The sequence below is a fragment of the Lentibacillus kimchii genome, from assembly GCF_042666895.1.
Lineage (GTDB): Bacteria > Bacillota > Bacilli > Bacillales > Amphibacillaceae > Lentibacillus > Lentibacillus kimchii.
Genome location: NZ_JBHTGR010000025.1, coordinates 1 through 955 on the forward strand (window position 1 = coordinate 1; position 955 = coordinate 955).

The window sequence follows — 955 nt, forward strand, 5'->3', positions numbered from 1 at the left end:
TCACCGGCAGTCACCTTAGAGTGCCCAACTTAATGCTGGCAACTAAGCTTAAGGGTTGCGCTCGTTACGGGACTTAACCCAACATCTCACGACACGAGCTGACGACAACCATGCACCACCTGTCACTCTGTCCCCGAAGGGAACACGGTATCTCTACCGCCATCAGAGGATGTCAAGACCTGGTAAGGTTCTCCGCGTTGCTTCGAATTAAACCACATGCTCCACCGCTTGTGCGGGCCCCCGTCAATTCTTTTGAGTTTCAGCCTTGCGGCCGTAATCCCCAGGCGGAGTGCTTAATGCGTTAACTTCAGCACTAAGGGGCGGAAACCCCCTAACACCTAGCACTCAACGTTTACGGCGTGGACTACCAGGGTATCTAATCCTGTTCGCTATCCACGCTTTCGCGCCTCAGCGTCAGTTACAGCCCAGAGAGTCGCCTTCGCCACTGGTGTTCCTCCACATCTCTACGCATTTCACCGCTACACGTGGAATTCCACTCTCCTCTTCTGTACTCAAGTCCTCCAGTTTCCAATGACCTGCCGCGGTTAAGCCGCGGGCTTTCACATCAGACTTAAAAGACCGCCTGCGCGCCCTTTACGCCCAATAATTCCGGACAACGCTTGCCCCCTACGTATTACCGCGGCTGCTGGCACGTAGTTAGCCGGGGCTTTCTGGTCAGGTACCGTCAAAATACTGCCCTGTTTGAACAGTATCTGTTCTTCCCTGACAACAGAGTTTTACGATCCAAGGACCTTCTTCACTCACGCGGCGTTGCACCGTCAGACTTTCGTCCATTGCGGATGATTCCCTACTGCTGCCTCCCGTAGGAGTCTGGACCGTGTCTCAGTTCCAGTGTGGCCGATCACCCTCTCAGGTCGGCTACGCATCGTGGCCTTGGTAGGCTTTGATCCCACCAACTAACTAATGCGCCGCGGGCCCATCTGTAAGTGGCAGC

1 rRNA gene is annotated in these 955 nt (G+C 54.9%); it reads right to left on the reverse strand.

Annotated elements, in window-relative coordinates:
• Positions 1–955 (reverse strand): 16S ribosomal RNA (locus tag ACFQU8_RS09460); the annotation flags it as partial.